Origin of the sequence: Desemzia sp. FAM 23988, assembly GCF_045528365.1 — a bacterium.
In the GTDB taxonomy this organism is placed as follows: domain Bacteria; phylum Bacillota; class Bacilli; order Lactobacillales; family Carnobacteriaceae; genus Desemzia.
Genome location: NZ_JBGQQS010000009.1, coordinates 1 through 14,327 on the forward strand (window position 1 = coordinate 1; position 14,327 = coordinate 14,327).

Annotated in this window: 13 protein-coding genes and 1 other annotated feature; of the genes, 9 read left to right on the plus strand and 4 right to left on the minus strand. The window is 37.9% G+C overall.

Translation table 11 applies throughout. The annotated features are described in order from the left end of the window. Positions 1-284: 284 nt before the first annotated feature. Together ACEN4L_RS06580 and ACEN4L_RS06585 are read right to left on the minus strand one after the other, a co-directional pair. On the minus strand, positions 285-1,169 hold the full coding sequence (locus ACEN4L_RS06580; protein ID WP_407096901.1) for a fumarylacetoacetate hydrolase family protein: 885 nt from the start codon (positions 1,167-1,169) through the stop codon (positions 285-287). Between the two features lie 64 nt (positions 1,170-1,233). Next, positions 1,234-2,211 carry an acyltransferase family protein gene (locus ACEN4L_RS06585; RefSeq protein ID WP_407096900.1) on the minus strand — a complete coding sequence of 326 codons (978 nt, stop codon included), beginning with the start codon at positions 2,209-2,211 and terminating at the stop codon, positions 1,234-1,236. A 245-nt stretch (positions 2,212-2,456) separates the two neighbouring features. On the opposite strand from ACEN4L_RS06585, the gene ald reads away from it, so the two are divergent. The 9 genes from ald (at position 2,457) to ACEN4L_RS06630 (ending at position 10,350) form a co-directional block, all read left to right on the plus strand. After that, a complete protein-coding gene (gene ald / locus ACEN4L_RS06590; protein ID WP_407096899.1) occupies positions 2,457-3,572 on the plus strand; it encodes an alanine dehydrogenase in 1,116 nt (371 codons plus the stop codon). A 34-nt stretch (positions 3,573-3,606) separates the two neighbouring features. Continuing rightward, a complete protein-coding gene (locus ACEN4L_RS06595; protein WP_407096898.1) occupies positions 3,607-3,837 on the plus strand; it encodes a DUF2969 family protein in 231 nt (76 codons plus the stop codon). A gap of 83 nt (positions 3,838-3,920) precedes the next feature. Beyond that, entirely contained in the window at positions 3,921-4,883 is a 963-nt protein-coding gene (locus tag ACEN4L_RS06600) for a YihY/virulence factor BrkB family protein (protein WP_407096897.1), read from the plus strand. 461 nt (positions 4,884-5,344) lie between these two features. Next, a complete protein-coding gene (locus ACEN4L_RS06605; protein WP_407096896.1) occupies positions 5,345-6,520 on the plus strand; it encodes an FtsW/RodA/SpoVE family cell cycle protein in 1,176 nt (391 codons plus the stop codon). Positions 6,521-6,587: 67 nt separating this feature from the next. Next, positions 6,588-6,971 (plus strand): arsenate reductase family protein, encoded by a 384-nt coding sequence (locus ACEN4L_RS06610; RefSeq protein WP_407096895.1) that lies wholly within the window; start codon positions 6,588-6,590, stop codon positions 6,969-6,971. Beyond that, complete coding sequence (locus ACEN4L_RS06615) at positions 6,961-7,317, plus strand: glycine cleavage system protein H (protein WP_407096894.1); 357 nt, start codon at positions 6,961-6,963, stop codon at positions 7,315-7,317. Before ACEN4L_RS06610 ends, ACEN4L_RS06615 begins: the two co-directional genes overlap by 11 nt. 63 nt (positions 7,318-7,380) lie before the next feature. Then, positions 7,381-7,639: a binding site (T-box leader), on the plus strand. Between the two features lie 82 nt (positions 7,640-7,721). Continuing rightward, positions 7,722-8,753: a methionine ABC transporter ATP-binding protein gene (locus tag ACEN4L_RS06620; protein WP_407096893.1), complete on the plus strand. Its 1,032-nt coding sequence runs from the start codon at positions 7,722-7,724 to the stop codon at positions 8,751-8,753. Continuing rightward, a complete protein-coding gene (locus tag ACEN4L_RS06625) occupies positions 8,746-9,450 on the plus strand; it encodes a methionine ABC transporter permease (RefSeq protein WP_407096892.1) in 705 nt (234 codons plus the stop codon). The genes ACEN4L_RS06620 and ACEN4L_RS06625 overlap by 8 nt, the downstream gene beginning before the upstream one ends. A 63-nt stretch (positions 9,451-9,513) precedes the next feature. After that, positions 9,514-10,350, plus strand: coding sequence for a MetQ/NlpA family ABC transporter substrate-binding protein (locus ACEN4L_RS06630; RefSeq protein ID WP_407096891.1), 837 nt, complete (start codon positions 9,514-9,516; stop codon positions 10,348-10,350). Positions 10,351-10,734: 384 nt separating this feature from the next. Here the strand turns inward: ACEN4L_RS06630 and ACEN4L_RS06635 are convergent, their stop codons facing one another. After that, on the minus strand, positions 10,735-12,513 hold the full coding sequence (locus ACEN4L_RS06635) for an ABC transporter ATP-binding protein (RefSeq protein ID WP_407096890.1): 1,779 nt from the start codon (positions 12,511-12,513) through the stop codon (positions 10,735-10,737). Next, complete coding sequence (locus ACEN4L_RS06640) at positions 12,510-14,240, minus strand: ABC transporter ATP-binding protein (RefSeq protein WP_407096889.1); 1,731 nt, start codon at positions 14,238-14,240, stop codon at positions 12,510-12,512. The genes ACEN4L_RS06635 and ACEN4L_RS06640 overlap by 4 nt, the downstream gene beginning before the upstream one ends. Between the last annotated feature and the right edge of the window lie 87 nt (positions 14,241-14,327).

Consider the following 14,327-nt stretch of genomic DNA (forward strand, 5'->3'; position numbering starts at 1 on the left):
ATTTGTTGCAATGAAACTGGTACTATATCTTGTCTTTTCATCATCATTCCTCCAACTTGTTTACTATGAAATCAAGTATAGAGCGGAAAAGAAGATATTTGAAGATACCGTTTCATTTTGCGCTTACGTTTGTTTCTCAACTGACTTTGACAATACCTCTCTTCAGCTAAAGTTATTTAGATGATGGATTAGCCCTAAAAAAGCTGTCTTTAGTTCATTTTAGCGTTAAAATCACAAAAAAACCATCCATTCTTAAATTGGACGGCTTTTTAAAATTGAGCCAACTAGAAGAAGCTGTTGGTCAACGTTCCTAAACCACTGATGAGCACCTTGATCGTATCTCCTGAAGAAATCCAATTAGATTCGGGTAAACGACTGTTCCCTTCCAGGACACCTTCAGGGGTTCCAGTAAAAATGAGGTCTCCTGGTAAAAGAGTCATATATTGAGAAAGCAGACTCACGATTTCAGCGCAACTGAACAGCATATTTCGAGTATTGTTGTGTTGATATAACTCTCCGTTCAGCGTTAAGGAAATGTCTAAGTCATCAGGATCTACCTCATCTTTTGTGACAAGATAAGGGCCAACAGGCGCAAAGTAATCCAGCATTTTTCCTACTGATTGAGATTGGGAAGATTCTTGTAAATCTCGTGCCGATAAGTCGTTTCCAATGGAATAGCCTATGATATGCTTCAGAGCTGTTTCTGAAGAAATCATTTTTGCTTTCTTTCCGATCACTATGACCAGTTCCGCTCCAAAATCGTACTTCTCAGCAAAAGTAGGCAGAGGAATATTTTGATTGTGTGCTGCTAAACTATTCTTAAATTTTCCACCAAATGAAAGTACGGTCGGGACCGATTCAATTTGCTCGGAAGCATGCAGTAAATAGTTGTAATTGACCGTAATGATTTTGCCTGGTTGGGTGAAGATAGGCAAGAAATAGATATCTTCTTCATTGATGTAAACATTAGAAAGTTGTTTTTCCGATACTTTTTGCAGTAAATGTTTTAGTTGTGCTAACCCATTTTGTGGATCATTAAAAAGTGCATCCATAGAATCAATAGAAGGCTCATTTAGGACTTTAGCAGCTCTACGAACATCTAAAATACCTTGATTCGTTTTGATGCCTATCTTTTCAATATTTTGTTTTTTAAAATGAACGATTTTCATCGGATCACCTTCCTATTAAAAGAAGTATAAAAGAATCTGAGTTGAAATTCAAAAAGACTGCTTTTCACAAATGGAAAAGCAGTCTGAATTTCCCGCTAACATATTTCTGCTCTATAATGTAAAGTACCGAGCCTAATGCGCACGAAACAAGAGTGTCTAACGGAAATAACGATTCCGGCCATTCAAAGTAAGCAGACAAAAGCCAAAAATACAACATTTGGACAATAAAGATAGCGTATGATCTTTTACCCAGAAAAATGATACCTTGTTTGATAACATGCATTTTAAAAGTTGAGAGATACTTCGAACCTAAGTGAAAAATGAATACAGTGTAGAAAAAGGACAACGGATTTTGCCCTCTCCAAGAGGTCTCGAACGAATAAAAAGGCACCGAAATGTCAAAATAATGAACTACCAAAAGATACCAAATACTAAATGCAGCTCCTATTTTCATTAGTTTGTCTGCATAGGAACGATGACCATCAAAGACGTACCACACGCCCAAAGCGAGTGCAAAAAGGTATCGGAACACTAATAATCGATACAAGAAACTAGGCATATCGAAAGAATAGGAAAAGTATTCATACCCCAAGTTTCCGATAAAACTAAATATCAGCATGGTCAGCGGGGTGGTTTTTTTTGCCAACATATAAAGCAAAGGCAATACAAGGATGGCTTGAATCATAATAGAGATGTAATAGCCTCCATAACCTCCGCGTCCGATCAAGTAAAAGAAAAAGGAGTGTTCTTCAGGGCCAAAAACAGCCTGTAAAGCGTAAATAATGAGAGCTATCGGAAAGAGCCGATACAATTTTTTCAAAAGAAAAATGGGGCGATAAAATTCTGATAAAGACGTTAGAGCATGTCGATTATAAGATTGAGTTTGATTGTAGCCTGAAATAATTAAAAACAAAGGGACTGCTTGCAGTAAATAAAAAGGGCCGCCGATTTTTTGTAACGTTTCATCGTTGAAACTGTGAATCAAGACAACAAAAATGATTGCTATACCTTTCATCACGTCAATATTCTTATTGTACTTCATTTCTAAATATGTGCCTCCTGAATGATTCTTTGTTTATCATAACCAATTCCATTCTTGAAGTAAATTTTTTTTCATAAAAGCACAGCAAATCAACCATAAAAAAGCTCATCTTTTGGCTTTTTTGCTTATGAGCGGTATAATAGAAGAGTAAAGAAATTATCATGGGTAAGATTCATACAAATGCAGAAAGTAAGTAAGGCATTCAATGAGTTGCGGTGATTCAAAAAATTAGGAGGCTTTTTTTTATGAATATTGGAATACCAACAGAAATCAAGAATAGTGAAAAACGAGTATCTGTTTCTCCATCTGGAGTAAAGAGTTTGATATCAGCTGGACATACTGTGATCGTGGAAAAAGGAGCAGGAGAAACTGCTGGTTTTTATGATGAACAATATGTAGAGTCGGGAGCTAAAATCGTTTCTACTGCTGAAGAAGTTTGGTCGTCTGATATGGTGATTAAAGTAAAAGAACCACTACCGGAAGAATACGGTTACTTCCGTGAGGATTTGATTATATTCACTTATTTACATTTGGCAGCAAATAAACCACTAACGGATGCTCTTAAGGAGAGCGGTGTAACGGCAATCGGTTATGAAACAATGGTCGGAGCAGACGGCTCATTGCCATTATTAACGCCTATGAGTCAAATTGCTGGTAGAATGTCTATTCAAATTGGAGCACATTTCTTAGAGAACAGTAATGGCGGAAAAGGAATATTATTAGGCGGTACTCCGGGAGTACGCTCCGGAAAAGTGGTTATTATCGGAGGCGGAGTCTCTGGAACAAACGCTGCTAAAATTGCTGTTGGAATGGGAGCAAACGTAGTCGTTTTAGACAACAATCCTAAACGTTTAAGTGAGCTGGGTGAAATATTCGGCAACGCAGTACAAACAATTATGTCGAATGAGTACAATATTGAAGAAGAACTTAAAACGGCAGACCTTGTTATCGGAGCTGTATTGATTCCAGGAGCGAAAGCCCCGCAATTAGTTTCTGAAAAAATGGTCAAACAAATGTCAGCTGGATCAGTAATTGTAGATATCAGTGTTGACCAAGGTGGTATCATCGAAACAGCGGATACTGTTACGACTTTAGATAATCCTGTTTATGTGAAACACGATGTTCTTCACTATGCAGTAGCGAATATTCCAGGAAGCGTAGCGAAAACAGCTACTCAAGCATTGACAAACGTAACGATTCCATATGCTGTAACTATCGCAAATAAAGGTTTGTTGGAAGCTGCTAAAAGCAATTCAACGATATACACGGGTATCAATGTGATGCAAAATCAAGTGACTCACAAAGAAGTTGCCCATTCATTAGAAACAGACTATGTGGAAGCTAGTAAATTATTTCATTAATCTCAATGAATAGAGATCGAAGCGAGGATTAAAAATGGCCAAAAGAAATAAAAAAAGTGAAGTTATCATTCAAGAGACTTCAAATAATACAGAGAATTTTACTGAATTAGAGCTGTTCATCCATAAAGATAAAATTGGGATGATTCAACAGCCAAAAGGTGAGTCTATCACTACTGTTAATAAAAATGGTAATGAAGCGAAAGCTAAAGATATTGATGAAGCCATCAATAATTTGATTATGGATTATAACTTGCATTATATGTAGAATAGGACGCTCGTTCTTCTGTGAGGAACGAGTGGTGTATTTAGAAAAGTATTGTAATTCAACTACAAGGATGTGAACTTGTAATGGAGACTGTTAAGCAACTTCCGTTTAAACAAAGAATGATTCGGCTTTTTAAGGTAAGTAAAGATAATTGGGCTCGAGCAGATGTTACTTCTCAAGCAGGAGAGCTGGCCTACTTCGTATTATTTTCTCTTTTTCCTATTTTATTAGTGATTGCCAATATCATTCCCTTGTTTCCAATAGACGTCAATGCAGTGTTGTCTTACATGGAAACAGCTGTTCCGCCTGATATTTATAGTGTGATTGAGCCTATATTGATTGGGTATTTAAACAGCTCGAGTGGAGGAGTTATCTCGATCGGGTTGATCACGGCCCTCTGGTCAGCCAGTAAAGCGTTTAATTCATTGCAAAATTTATTGAATGAAGTTTATGGGGTCGAATCTAGAAAGAACTTTATTTTGGTACGATTGGTCTCATTATTGATCCAATTGGCTATTGTGTCAATCGTAGGAGTCATCGTTTTTATCTTTGTTTTTGGAGAGTTTATCGTTTCCTTTATTGAAGATCTTTTAAGTATTGATTTGGGAATCATCATGCAAATACTGCAGTTGCGCTGGTTGATATTACTGATCGTATTGGTTTCCTTGTTTATGGCAATTTACTTCTTAGTGCCGAATCACCATTTAGGCATTAAATATGCTGTTCCCGGTGCCATCTTTGCGACTGTCGGCTGGTTAGTATTGTCTCAAGGTTTTTCAATCTACTTACAGTTTGCAGGTGGAGATGCTGCGGCTAATGCAACATTCGGGGTATTCATTGTTCTGATGTTGTGGCTGTACCTCGCTGCAACCATACTTTTATTAGGTGGCTTAATCAATACTATTTATTACGAATACAAAAATGGTCACACAATACAAGAAGCTATTGAAAAAGAAGACGAAGAGAAACCTGAAACCAATGAAAAGAAAAAATTGCCAAAACAACGTAAAAAATTGGTCAAAGTAAAAGAAGTCGAAAAACAATAGAGCATGGAATTAGTCATTTAGTTCTCCGGACAGTACCCAATCGGCAAATGTTAGGTGCTTTTCCTAAAAATTGCCGGGTGGTACTGAGAGTGAGAACTGACTAATGCAACGCGTTTGATAGAGCGTGGAGCCAGCTTGGTCTGCGCAACACGTTTAAAAAGATGAATCTTAGAAGCAGGAATCAGTAGACCTGGACTTCTAAGATTTATTTTTTTGGGCAATTAAGGGTCATGAAATCGACTATTTTCTTAAAATAAATTTGCTGTACTTTATTTGCTTTAGCAGTTGAAAAGCGGAATGATTGAATCTTTAGTGACCGCCTCTCGGAAGTTTATGTCATTTTTACTAAGAAATGAGAAGAGTCCTTTTTTTTACAGCCTTTTTCTTATATAATGATTGAAGCTAAATGAACTAACAAATGAATAATTTATTTGATGTGCAAGGAGATTATTGAAAAAAACATGAGTGAGAAAAAAGAATCTAGAATTGACTATGGAATAGTGCTCTCGTTGTTGTTACTTGCTATTATCAGTATCGCTACAATGTTTTCAACCATTTCGCTGATTGGCGGAGGGGGAATGAGGGCGACGATCATGCATATCGCCTGGTATATTGTCGGTGCTGTTGCTATTATTGTGATTATGCAGTTCGATTCTGAGCAGCTGTGGAAAATTACTCCCTATGCTTATGGTATAGGATTGTTCCTGTTGGTCTTGGTCCTCTTTTTATATGATGAGCCTACCTTCTTAAGGACAGGAGCTAAGAGTTGGTTTAAATTAGGACCGCTGACTTTTCAGCCTTCTGAGGTAATGAAAATTGCTTTTATCTTAATGTTGGCCAGAACAGTAACGAAACACAATGCTGCTTTTGTGAATCATAAGACAGAATCTGATTTTATGCTATTAGGAAAAATCGCTTTAGTTTCTGCACCTCCTATGTTAATGGTTTTGCTGCAAAATGACTTAGGAACGACATTAGTTTTTATTGCTATCGTTATTGGAGTCATTTTAATGTCAGGAGTATCATGGAAAATACTGATTCCTTTATTTGGATCCATAGCCATTATAGGAGCCACACTTCTGTTACTAGTAGTGTACAATCGAGAATTTTTATACAATTTAGGCTTTAAAGATTACCAATTTTCGCGAATCGACTCATGGTTGGATCCTTACCATGATACTCAAGGAGCGGCTTATCAATTGCTGCAAAGCATCAAAGCGATTGGTTCTGGTAAAGTATTTGGAAAAGGCTTTGGTATTTCAGAAGTTTATGTGCCCGTTAGAGAATCCGATATGATTTTCTCTACGATTGGTGAAAACTTTGGATTTATTGGCGGCGCAGTATTGATTTTGATTTATTTTATGCTGGTTTATCAAATGATTCGCGTCTGCCTAGACACAAAAAATATTTTCTATACGTATATCTCAACCGGTGTTATCATGATGATCGTGTTCCATGTATTTGAGAATGTAGGGATGAGTATTGGACTATTACCTTTAACGGGTATTCCTTTGCCATTTATTTCTCAAGGGGGGTCAGCTTTACTTGGGAACATGATGGGGATTGGTTTGATTATGTCTATGCGGTACCATTACAAGAGTTATATGTTTTCTGAAGATGATGAAGAATTCAGATAAAGGGACTTTTACTTTGAAAAAATTAGCGTTATACTAAATAAAGACAAATGTATTTGGAGGAGATGGTATGTTGCAGTTTTATTGTATTCCAACTTGTTCAACGTGTAAGGCAGCCAAGAAATGGTTGCAGCAACACCAGGTTGAATTGGAGGAAATCAATTTAAAAACCAATCCTCCTGATAAAGAAACCTGGATCAAGATTCTTCAACAGTCTGACTTGCCCTTAAAGCGGTTCTTCAACACAAGCGGTACGGTGTATAAAGAGCGGGGATTGAAAAAGGTCATTCCTGACTTGACGGAACAAGAAGCGGCAGAGCTGTTGGCGAGTGAAGGGATGTTGGTCAAACGACCTTTGATTCTGGCAGACGGCAACAATCTGATCGGGTTTAAAGAAGAAGTGTATGAAGCAATTTGGCAAAAAGAAAGGGAGTCTGTGGTAAATGGCAAATGAAATGAAGTATAGTTCAAATGGACTATGGATAGCTAAAAACGGTGACCATTATCGAGTAGGATTATCTGAAAAAGGACAAGATGATATCGGAGAAATCATGTTCGCAGATGTGCCTAAAGATATCAAAGCTTTGAAAGCCGGTGATTCTTTATTAGGCGTTGAGGGAGCAAAAGCTGTTACAGAATTAGAATCTCCATTAAGCGGAGATGTTGTACAATTCAACGAACGTTTGTTAAACGCTCCAGAAGAATTAAATAAGGAAGATCAAAAAAGCAATTGGATCGTTGAGCTGACAAATATAGATACAAGTGAACTTGCAAAGTTGGAAGACAGTCTACAACTATAAGAAAACAAAAAGTCGTTGACAGACTACGCGGTGACTGATAAACTAACTTCAAGATTAATGGAATAGATTGCTATGAGAAGAAGAGTAAGTTCTAATGGACATTTTTTAGAGAGCTCCGGTTGCTGAAAAGGAGTAGTGGAAATGGAACTGAAGATGGTCTTTGAGCAGAATGAGTGAATGCTTTGCACAAGCTTGTTCCGGGAGCTCCCGATACAGAGTCACAGTATACGAGTCGCAATAGTCTCCGTACTGGTTAAGGTTCATTCAGTGATGGATGAATAAATTAAGGTGGTAACACGAAATGACAGCTTTCGTCCTTTATTTGAGTAAACAACTTGAATAGTGGACGAAAGTTTTTTATTTTATACATTATGAAAAGTTTGAGAGAATGGAGAGCAGCAAACATGATTAATTTATCCAACATAACGAAACGTTTTGACACGAAGCAAGGCCCTTTAACTGCAGTAGACAATGTCAATCTCTCCATTGATAAAGGAGAAATCTATGGCATCATCGGCTATTCCGGTGCAGGTAAGAGTACACTGGTCCGTATGTTCAATGGTCTTGAAAAGCCCACAGAAGGAGATGTTTCTTTAGGAGACAGCATCATTTCCAAATTGACCGGAAAAGATTTAAGACAAAAAAGACAGAAAATCGGGATGATCTTTCAGCATTTCAATCTGTTGTGGTCAAGAACAGTTTTGGAAAATGTGCTCTTGCCATTAGAAATAGCGAAAGTACCTAAGTATGAACAATTAGATAAAGCCAACGAATTGATTCGCCTAGTTGGATTGGAAGGACGGGAAAATGCTTATCCTGCCCAACTATCTGGTGGACAAAAACAGCGGGTCGGCATTGCCCGAGCATTAGCCAATGATCCGGAGTTGCTATTGTGTGATGAAGCAACTAGTGCATTGGACCCTCAAACCACAGATGAGGTATTGGACTTATTATTGGAAATCAATAAGCGTTTGAATTTGACGATCGTGATCATTACACATGAGATGCACGTAGTAAGAAAAATATGCAACAAAGTAGCAGTGATGGAAAATGGAAAAGTGGTTGAAGAGGGCAATGTGTTAGATGTCTTCAAGCGCCCGCAACAAGAAATCACCAAACGCTTTATTCGTCAAGATACGGATCCTGAAAGCGAAGATACTGACTTGGTTCTAAGCCAAGTATTTGCCGATTATCCTGATGGCAAATTGCTTCACTTGACCTTTAACGGTGAGAACTCCAAACAACCCGTTTTGTCTAAGTTGATTCGCAATCACTCAATCGAATTGAATGTCATTCAAGGAAGTATCCAACAAACGCAATCTGGTTCAATTGGTTCACTGTATGTTCAAGTGACTGGAGAACAAGTAGTGATCAGGGATGTTATCCACGATTTACATGACATGAATGTAGAAGTTGAGGTGATCGAACATGTTTAGATCTTTAGTGATCGGAGAAAGTCTTTTAGCGCAATACTTTGATTTTTCTGAAGTCAATTGGGAAAGAATCGGAGAAGCTACTCAAGAAACCTTATTGATGACCATTGGTTCTGTCATCGCCGTATTTATTTTAGGATTGGTTATCGGATTATTATTGTATGAAACAAATGGTAAAAAAAGTATGACCGTAACAATTCTGCATGGAGTTGTCAGTATTTTAGTAAATGTGTTCCGTTCTATTCCGTTTATTATATTAATCGTTTTATTGATTCCATTTACACAGCAAATTGTCGGAACAATGATAGGTCCAGTAGCAGCTTTGCCGGCCTTGATCATATCGTCAGCTCCTTTTTATGGACGGCTGGTTGAAACTGGATTTAGAGAAATTGATAAGGGGGTTATTGAAGCCGCAGAAGCTATGGGAGCCAATAAATGGCAAATTATTTATAAAATTTTGATTCCAGAAAGCATGCCTTCCATCATTGCTGGTATCACGACAACAGCGATTTCGCTAGTCGGCTATACAGCGATGGCTGGAGTTATTGGAGCAGGCGGTCTAGGTAACCTAGCTTATTTGGAAGGATTTCAAAGAAATCAACCGGCTGTAACCTTGGTAGCGACCGTCATTGTATTAGTAATGGTATTTGTGATTCAAGGTATTGGAGATCGCGTAGTAGATCGCGTAGACAAACGCTGAGTTTGAAAAAAGATTATTTGAATAGGGATTAAACTATAAAAAATTATTAGGGGGATTTAAGGTATGAAAAAATCAGTATTTATCAAATCATTAGCAACAGTAGGGGCGGCGTTATTATTAGCAGCTTGCGGAAATGGTGGGAACTCTGAAGAAGGGGCAAGCGAAGATACAACCATTCGTATTGGAGCGAGCAATACACCACATGCAGAAATATTAGAGTTCGCTGCACCTATTTTGGAAGAGGAAGGCTACACACTGGATATTACGACTTATAACGACTATGTAGTGCCTAATGTAGCATTAGAAGAAGGCGACTTGGATGCCAACTATTTCCAACATGTACCATTCTTCGAAGCAGCAGTAGCTGAAAATGATTACGACTTTGTCAACGCAGGCGGGATTCATTTGGAACCAATCGGCTTATTCTCTCAAGACTATGCTAGTTTAGAAGAGTTGCCAGACGGCGCGACAGTGCTTGTCAGCAGCAACCAACCTGACTGGGGTCGTATCATCGGAATTTTCCAAGAAGCTGGTCTAGTATCTGTAGATGAAGGAACAGATTTAACGACTGCGACATTTGACGATATTGTGGAAAATCCAAAAAATATTCAATTTGAATACGAAAACGATCCAGCTCTAATGCCTACACTTTACCAACAAGGTGAAGGCGATGTTGTAGCAATCAACTCGAACTTTGCAGTAGATCAAGGTTTAGATCCATTAGAAGACTCTATTGCATTGGAAAGCGAAAGCTCTCCATATGCTAATATCATTGCCGTGAGAAGCGAAGATGCTAAAAATCCTGGTATTTTAAAATTGATCGAAGTATTGAGATCTCAAGAAGTTCAAGATTATATTCTTGAAACATGGGATGGTGCAGTAGTTCCTGTAAGTGAATAATTTTTTCTGATAGAGCCACACCTTTTGTTGTTGAGAAGGTGTTGGTTCTATTTTTTTTGCTGATCGGAGGGTGATTGTGCGTGAGAATTTACTTGAGAGGGGCGCCTACTTATAAAATAAAGTAGATTAGGTGCTGAAATTTTAGTTATCAGGGTTCTAGCGCATAAAACAAAGTACATTACTCAGTGAAATGTGAGATAGAAGGGCTCTATCTCACAAAAGCCGCTGAAATCTGGAGCGAATTGTGATTTATAAGGGTTCTAGCGGATAAAGCAAAGCAAATTACTCAGTGAAATGTGAGATAGAATCCCACTATCTCATAACGTCAGAAAACACCCCCAAAACTGACAAACAGTTTGGGGGTGTTTAATAGTTAAAACTATCTTATTCAGAAATTGTTGCAGAAAATTGGCTATTGTACAAGTTTGCGTAAAAGCCGCCTTGTTCTAATAATGAATCATGTGTACCTTGTTCAATAATCGAACCTTGGTCCATGACTAGAATCAAATCAGCATTACGAATAGTAGACAAGCGGTGAGCGATAACAAAGCTCGTGCGTCCTTCCATAACTTTATCCATGGCTTCTTGGATCAGTTTCTCTAAACGAGTATCTACAGAACTGGTCGCTTCATCTAAAATCAAAATATCGGGATCAGCTAAAACTGTACGAGCAATCGTCATCAATTGTTTTTGGCCCAATGAAATATTGCTGGCTTCTTGATTGATTTCCATACCGTAACCATTTGGCAAAGTTTGGATGAAGTGATTGACGTTTGCGATGTCAGCTGCATGAATCACTTCATCATCGGTTGCTTCCAATTTTCCGAAACGAAGATTCTCCATGACAGTATCTTGGTATAACCAAGCATCTTGGAGTACCATACCGAAATGTTTTCGCAGGTCGGAACGAGTCAATTTCTTGATATCCACGCCATCGACTTTGATACTACCGCCGTCAACGTCATAGAAGCGCATCAACAAGTTGACTAAAGTAGTCTTACCAGCGCCTGTTGGACCAACGATAGCGACCATTTCACCAGGATTGACATGAACACTGATATCTGTCATCAAAGGATTTTTTTCATTGTAGCTGAATGAAATATGATCAAACTCAACGGTACCTTGTACTTTTTCTGGTAAAGTAGTCATCACCATACCTTGAACTTCTTCCGATTCATCTAAGAGTTCAAAAATACGGCCAGCTGCTGCTCCAGCACTTTGCATGATACCTGACAATTGCGAGATTGTCGTAATCGGCTGATTAACTTGCCATACATATTGAACGAAAGCTTGTAAGTTCCCGATAGACAAAGTACCGTTAAAAGCAAAGAAACTACCGATCATAGCCACTAATATATAAGCCAGATTAGAAACCAGTCCTACTATTGGAGCCATTAGAGAAGAAATAAAACTGGCTTTGAAACCATGCTCACGCAAGTTTAAGTTGCGTCTCTTGAACTCTTTGATAGAATCTTCTTCTTTTCCGTATAATTTGATTTCTGTAAAACCATTTAAGTTTTCTTGCGTAAAACCAAATAGATCTCCCAGAGCGTCTGCTTGGCCACGGAATGAACCTTGTGATTTAGCAATTACCACACGAGCGACTAAAATAGCGATAGGAATGGTCATAATAACAATCAATGCTAGAGAGAAATTAAGAGTCAACATCATTACAATGGCAAAAGCAATTCCCAACACACCATTCAATACTTGTATCAATGATTGCTGCAATGCATTGGTGATAGCATCTATATCACTGGTAACACGACTTAAAATATCTCCAATTTGATGTTTGTCAAAATAAGAAACCGGCATACGATTTATCTTAGAAGAAATATCGTTCCGTAAATCACGCATCCCTTTTTGAACTACATTTGTTAAGGTATATTGCGAAATGTATTGTGAACCGTGATAGAACATACCACGGATAAAATAGGCAATCAAAACTTTTGTTAAGTAAGGGTAATTCATCCCTGCACCTTCGACACCACGAACAATATCAGCAAGGTTAGCCGTAATTTCTGTAATGGCTAAACCGATAATGAAAGGTTCAAGGGCGCTTGAAATCGATAGTAAGACAGTTCCAAAGATAGAAATAAAGAACTGACCACGGTAATTTCTAAGATAAACCCATAACCGAGTAATTTGTTTTAGTCCTTTCATTGGTTTAATTCCTCCTCACTTAATTGAGATGATGCAATTTCACGATAAAGCGGGCTGTTTTGAAGCAGCTCTTTATGCGTTCCTTTTGCAGCGATTTCTCCTTCATCGAGTAAGATGATTTGGTCAGCATTCATAATGGAACTTACTCGTTGACCAACAATAATGGTAGTAGCGTTTTGCGTAACTTGGCTTAAACGATTTCTTAAAACAGCATCCGTTTTAAAATCTAGTGCTGAGAAACTATCATCAAATACATATATACTCGGTTTACGAATAATTGCCCGTGCAATAGACAGACGTTGTTTTTGGCCGCCAGATAAGTTGCTTCCACCTTCAGCTAAAACTGTTTCGTAATGATTTTTTAAGCGCTCGATGAACTCTTTGGATTGAGAGACATCTGAAGCTTCTTCAATTTCATTGTGAGTAGCATCCCAGTTACCATATTTCAAGTTCTCAGTGATGCTTCCTGTAAAGAGTAAAGCTTTTTGCGGTGTGAAACCAATTTTGCGTCGCAAAGCTTTCAGATTGTACTCACGAATATCAATGCCATCGACTAAAATACGTCCTTCAGTCACATCGTAAAAACGAGGAATCAACTGAACAATAGAAGATTTCCCACTTCCTGTTGACCCGATAAAAGCAATCGTTTCTCCAGGTTTAGATTCAAAACTAATATTTTTTAATACGGGTTTATCTGCATCAGGATAAGCAAAACCTACATTATCAAATGTAATGTAACCTTCTGTTTCCGTTACTTGAATACCGTTTTCGTTTGGATCGATAGAGCTTTGTTTTTCCAGGACTTCTCGTAAACGATTTGCGCTGACAGAAGCTCTTGGGTACATAATGAAAATATTTGCGAACATTAATAATGAAAATAATGCATGGAAAGCATATTCGATAAAAGCGACTAAAACCCCAACTTGAATATTTCCCGCAGCGATTTGACTGGCACCTAACCAGACAATCGCAATAATTACGATATTGATAATGAGAGAAAATCCAGGTTGAGTAATAGCCACTATCTTAAACAGTCGAGAAGAGACTTTACGGTAATCATTGTTGGTATCATTGAATCGTTTTTCTTGAAACTCTTCGCGGTTGAAGGCCCGTATGACTCGTAAACCGGTTAAGTTTTCTCTCAGTATACGGTTGATATTATCTAAGAGTGACTGTTGTTTTTTAGACAACGGTTGTGTAGCACGCGCAATGAATAGAATCAATAAAATAATAATCGGCATTGCTGGAAGTACCGCAATAGCTAAATCTGGGCTGGTCTGTACAATCATCATACCGCTCACGATGATCATCAAAGGGGTAACTACACCAAGACGTAAGATCATTTCAGTAAATTGCAGCAATACAAAGGCATCGGTTGTAATACGAGTCCCAAGAGAAGAAACCCCGATTTCATTGTATTCAGCGTGAGAATATTTCATCATACTGGTATAGGCATCATTTCGCATGTCCATAGTCATGGTATTAACAATTTTACTCGATGCATAAGAATTGACGATTCTTCCGATAAAACCGAAGATAGTCAGCAATAACATAAAAATAGCATATCGCCAAATTAAAGAGCGATCGCCTGGAATGATTGCATTATCAATCATTTGTGCCAACAAAGTAGGAAGGCCTAAATTGATTAAAATAAATCCTAAGGCTCCAATAATATTGATAACGAGTAATTTAGGGTATTTCCGAAGATACTGCCAAATAAATTTCATATATATAAACGCTCCTTATCTTAAAATTTTTAATAACAACCTTAACGTAACTAAACAAAAGAAACGGCCTAATGCAGGTGCACTAGG

Excerpts from the sequence above, each read along its gene's own strand:
- ACEN4L_RS06630 (WP_407096891.1), top strand. The coding sequence starts at position 9,514 with ATGAAAAAATCAGTATTTATCAAATCATTAGCAACAGTAGGGGCGGCG.
- ACEN4L_RS06610 (WP_407096895.1), top strand. The coding sequence starts at position 6,588 with ATGTTGCAGTTTTATTGTATTCCAACTTGTTCAACGTGTAAGGCAGCC.
- ACEN4L_RS06585 (WP_407096900.1), bottom strand. The coding sequence starts at position 2,211 with ATGAAGTACAATAAGAATATTGACGTGATGAAAGGTATAGCAATCATT.
- ACEN4L_RS06595 (WP_407096898.1), top strand. The coding sequence starts at position 3,607 with ATGGCCAAAAGAAATAAAAAAAGTGAAGTTATCATTCAAGAGACTTCA.
- ACEN4L_RS06580 (WP_407096901.1), bottom strand. The coding sequence starts at position 1,169 with ATGAAAATCGTTCATTTTAAAAAACAAAATATTGAAAAGATAGGCATC.
- ACEN4L_RS06620 (WP_407096893.1), top strand. The coding sequence starts at position 7,722 with ATGATTAATTTATCCAACATAACGAAACGTTTTGACACGAAGCAAGGC.
- ACEN4L_RS06635 (WP_407096890.1), bottom strand. The coding sequence starts at position 12,513 with ATGAAAGGACTAAAACAAATTACTCGGTTATGGGTTTATCTTAGAAAT.
- ald (WP_407096899.1), top strand. The coding sequence starts at position 2,457 with ATGAATATTGGAATACCAACAGAAATCAAGAATAGTGAAAAACGAGTA.
- ACEN4L_RS06600 (WP_407096897.1), top strand. The coding sequence starts at position 3,921 with ATGGAGACTGTTAAGCAACTTCCGTTTAAACAAAGAATGATTCGGCTT.
- ACEN4L_RS06640 (WP_407096889.1), bottom strand. The coding sequence starts at position 14,240 with ATGAAATTTATTTGGCAGTATCTTCGGAAATACCCTAAATTACTCGTT.
- ACEN4L_RS06625 (WP_407096892.1), top strand. The coding sequence starts at position 8,746 with ATGTTTAGATCTTTAGTGATCGGAGAAAGTCTTTTAGCGCAATACTTT.
- ACEN4L_RS06615 (WP_407096894.1), top strand. The coding sequence starts at position 6,961 with ATGGCAAATGAAATGAAGTATAGTTCAAATGGACTATGGATAGCTAAA.
- ACEN4L_RS06605 (WP_407096896.1), top strand. The coding sequence starts at position 5,345 with ATGAGTGAGAAAAAAGAATCTAGAATTGACTATGGAATAGTGCTCTCG.